Source organism: Curtobacterium sp. B18 (genome assembly GCF_000333375.1).
GTDB lineage: Bacteria > Actinomycetota > Actinomycetes > Actinomycetales > Microbacteriaceae > Curtobacterium.
Genome location: NZ_BACZ01000718.1, coordinates 1 through 4,206, shown reverse-complemented (window position 1 = coordinate 4,206; position 4,206 = coordinate 1). Strand labels below are relative to the sequence as shown.

At 72.9% G+C, this 4,206-nt stretch carries 3 protein-coding genes; 2 read left to right on the top strand and 1 reads right to left on the bottom strand.

The genetic code is table 11. The features are described 5' to 3' along the window. A partial coding sequence (locus I5E_RS23015; RefSeq protein WP_148287057.1) for an alpha/beta hydrolase occupies positions 1-719 on the bottom strand: 719 nt, incomplete at its 3' end. Between the two features lie 203 nt (positions 720-922). On the opposite strand from I5E_RS23015, the gene I5E_RS19150 reads away from it, so the two are divergent. Beyond that, entirely contained in the window at positions 923-1,777 is an 855-nt protein-coding gene (locus tag I5E_RS19150; RefSeq protein WP_022908406.1) for a PPK2 family polyphosphate kinase, read from the top strand. 269 nt (positions 1,778-2,046) lie between these two features. After that, entirely contained in the window at positions 2,047-4,182 is a 2,136-nt protein-coding gene (locus I5E_RS19145) for a DEAD/DEAH box helicase (protein WP_031263213.1), read from the top strand. The last annotated feature ends 24 nt before the right edge of the window (positions 4,183-4,206 follow it).

The window sequence follows — 4,206 nt, the reverse complement described above, 5'->3', positions numbered from 1 at the left end:
GCCAGCATCGCCGCGAGGTTCCCTCCCGCGCTGCCCCCGAACACCCCGACCCGCTTCCGGTCCTTGTCGTACGTGGACAGCGTCGACGGCCGGAACACCCAGTCGAGCGCCCGTCGGACGTCGTCGAGCCCGGCCGGAAACGGGTCCGTCGGGGCGAGCCGGTAGTCCACGTTGAAGGTGACGAAGCCCTCGGACGCCAGGTACTCGCAAACGGACCGGTAGGCGGCGGTCGCCTTGTCGCCGTGCGACCAGCTCCCACCGTGGATCATCAGGACGGCGGGCCGCGTGCCCCCGGCCGCCTGCTCGGCGACCCCGGCCACCGCATCGCCCGCGACGGTGCCTCCGGCGGCCGCATCGCCCGCGCCGGTGTCTCGGGCCTGTGCATCGACCGCGACGGCGTCTCCGGCCCGCAGGCCGACCGCGTCCGCATCCGGGTCTGCCGAGGCCGAGGCCGACGCGGCCGGGGTCGGCGTCGTCGTGGTGTCCGGCGCGCTGTCCGCCGGCAGGCACACGTCGAGCCGTTGCAACGGGTCCGATCCGTACGGCACGTCCGCGACGACGTCGATGCCGTGGTACCGGAGCGACAGCGGGTAGATGACGGGTCCGGCGGTCACCGTCCGGTTGTCGTCCCCGACCGGGTCCGTGCTGCACGACGCGACCGCGCCGAGCGCCACGACCGCGGCGACGAGCGCGAGCAGCGTGCGACGGCCTGACCTCATCAGGTCAACGGTAACCCGGCCGCCACGGGCCGTCGTCCACCCACGGGAGGACCCCGCACCACACACGACCCCGCCCCACCGACACCCCCGCCCCACCGACGCCCCCGCCCCCGACGACCCCGCGCCCCGACGACCCCGCCCCGGCCCCGCCGGACGAATCCGCCCGTCGGTGCCAGGATGGGGGCGACCCCGCAGGAGGACCCGTGAGCCGTCGCAAGGCCTGGAACGCCGACCCCGAACCGCTGCTCCGCGTCGAGGACGGGTTCCGCCTCGACCGGGTGGGCCCGGAAGCCACCCCGGGGTTCCCTGGCCGGAAGATCGACGGCCTCGAGGCGCTCGCCGCCGGCGCCTCCCGCCTGTCCGCACTGCAGGAGCGCCTCTGGGCCGCGTCCACCGCGGGCGACCAGCGCCGCGTGCTCCTCGTGCTCCAGGCCATGGACACCGCGGGCAAGGGCGGCATCGTCTCGCACGTCGTCGGCGCGGTGGACCCGAACGGCGTGCACTACGCCGGGTTCAAGGCGCCCACCGCCGAGGAGCGCGACCACGACTTCCTCTGGCGCATCGAACGACAGCTCCCGGGTGCCGGCCAGCTCGGGGTCTTCGACCGGTCCCACTACGAGGACGTCCTCATCCAGAAGGTCCGGGCGTTCGCTCCGCCCGAGGAGATCGAGCGCCGGTACGGGGCCATCGTCGACTTCGAGGACGAGCTCGCCGCGTCCGGCACGAGCCTCGTCAAGGTCATGCTCCACATCTCGAAGGACGAGCAGCGCGAGCGCCTCGGTGAGCGGCTCGACCGCCCCGACAAGCACTGGAAGTTCAACCCGGGCGACATCGACGAGCGACTCCTGTGGGACGACTACCAGGCCGCCTACCAGACGGTGTTCGAGCGCACCTCGACCGCGACGAACCCCTGGTACGTCGTCCCCGCGAACCGCAAGTGGTACGCGCGGCTCGCCGTGCAGCAGCTCCTGCTCCGCACGCTCGAGGACATGCAGCTCACCTGGCCCGCAGCGGACTTCGACGTGGCCGAGCAACGGCAGCGGCTCGCCGAGTCCTGACCCGGGGTCCGTCCAGGAGGCACGGGTCGCCCTCGCCCCGCGGCCCCGGCCCGGCGGTGGGCTGGCCAGCGACGCGTCCATCGCGTAGACTCACTCGGTCGGCCTTCGACACCGTGACATTGTGATCACGGAGTGTTCTTCTGGGTGTGTGTTGCTCGAGGGCTGGATTCACGTCGATCCGCGACGGGAAGAACCCCCTCTCCGCACGCAAGCCCCCGCCGATGTCGCTGCCGGGCGCTGCGGTACGTTGCGCACCCGAGGAAGTAGTCATGGCCCCGTACAACAAGGGCGGCGCGGACAACCGCGCCTCCGACCGTGTCCGTCACCCGAACGGCACCCCTGCCGCTCGCAGCAGCAAGCACCGCGGGTTCCGCGCCGCCGACCCGTCGGCTCCGCGGCAGAAGCAGCGCTGGGACGCCGAAGAGCGTCGCGGCCGTGCGGCACAGGGCGAGCGCCCGAGCCGGCCGAACTGGGAGCCGCGCGACGGTGGCCAGGGCCGCCCGCAGCGCGACGACCGCGGTGGCCGTCGCTTCGACCGCGACGACCGTGCCCCGCGTCGGTTCGACCGCGACGACCGCGCGCCGCGCCGCGACCAGGACGACCGCCCGCGTCGTTCGTTCGACCGCGACGACCGCGCTCCCCGTCGCTTCGACCGTGACGACCGCGCACCTCGTCGCGACGACGACCGTGCCCCGCGTCGGTTCGACCGTGACGACCGTGCCCCGCGCCGGTTCGACCGTGACGACCGTGCCCCGCGTCGCTTCGACCGCGATGACCGCGCCCCCCGTCGCGACGACGACCGAGCGCCCCGTCGGTTCGACCGTGACGACCGTGCTCCGCGCCGCGACCAGGACGACCGTCCGCGTCGTTCGTTCGACCGCGACGACCGCGCCCCGCGTCGGTTCGATCGTGACGACCGCGCACCTCGTCGCGACGACGACCGTGCCCCGCGTCGGTTCGACCGTGACGACCGGGCTCCCCGTCGCGACGACGACCGCGCCCCGCGTCGGTTCGACCGTGACGACCGTGCCCCGCGTCGGTTCGACCGTGACGACCGTGCCCCGCGCCGGTTCGACCGTGACGACCGCGCACCCCGTCGCGACGACGACCGTCCGCGTCGTTCGTTCGACCGCGACGACAGCGCCCGTGGGCACTTCGTCCCCGCGGACGACGTCAAGCTCGAGAAGCTCCAGGCCGAGGCCACCGTCGCAGCCGACGTCGAGGGCGTGACCTTCGGCGACCTCGGCATCGGTGGCAACATCACCCGTGCCCTGGCCGAGCTCGGCGCCTCCAGCCCGTTCCCGATCCAGGCGGCGACCATCCCCGACGTGATCGCCGGCAAGGACGTCCTCGGCCGCGGTCGCACCGGCTCCGGCAAGACGATCGCGTTCGGTGCACCCCTCGTCGAGAAGCTCATGGAGCACGGCGGCGGCACGAAGCGGAAGATGGGTCGCGCTCCGCGTGCGCTCATCCTCGCCCCGACCCGCGAGCTCGCGCTGCAGATCGACCGCACCGTGCAGCCGATCGCCCGCTCGGTCGGCCTCTTCACGACGCAGATCTACGGCGGCGTGCCGTACGGCCGTCAGGAGGGCGCCCTCGAGCGCGGCGTCGACATCATCGTCGGCACCCCCGGCCGCGTCCAGGACCTCATGAACAAGGGGAAGCTCGACCTCAGCGAGGTCGTCATCTCCGTGCTCGACGAGGCCGACCACATGTGCGACCTCGGCTTCCTCGAGCCGGTGCAGGAGATCCTCTCCGCCACCGCCGAGGTCACGCCCCAGGGCAACCGTGCGCAGAAGCTCCTGTTCAGTGCGACGCTCGACGCCCAGGTCGCGTCGCTCGTCGCCCAGTTCCTGCACGAGCCGAGCGTCCACGAGGTCGCCGGTGAGGACCAGGCCTCGTCGACGATCGACCACCGCGTGCTCGTGGTCGAGCAGCGCCAGAAGGACCAGCTGCTCGAGGAGCTCGTCGCGGGTGACGGCAAGACCATCGTCTTCGCCCGGACCCGTGCCTACGCCGAGCGGCTCGCCGACCAGTTCGAGGACGCCGGCATCCGCGCGACCTCGCTCCACGGCGACCTGAACCAGTCGCGGCGCCAGCGCAACCTGCAGCTGCTGACGAGCGGTCGCGTGAACGTCCTCGTCGCGACCGACGTCGCGGCCCGTGGCATCCACGTGGACGACGTCTCGCTGGTCGTGCAGGCCGACGCCCCGGACGACTACAAGGCGTACATGCACCGCTCGGGCCGCACGGGTCGTGCCGGCAAGGAGGGCACCGTCGTCACGATCGTCCCGCGCAGCCGTCGTCGCAAGATCGAGGGCATCCTCGAGCACGCGGAGATCGAGGCGGACCTCGTCGACGCCGCACCCGGTGACGGGATCGTCGCGGAGCTCGCCGCGCGGTAGTCGCGAGCGGACGCACGACGGGAG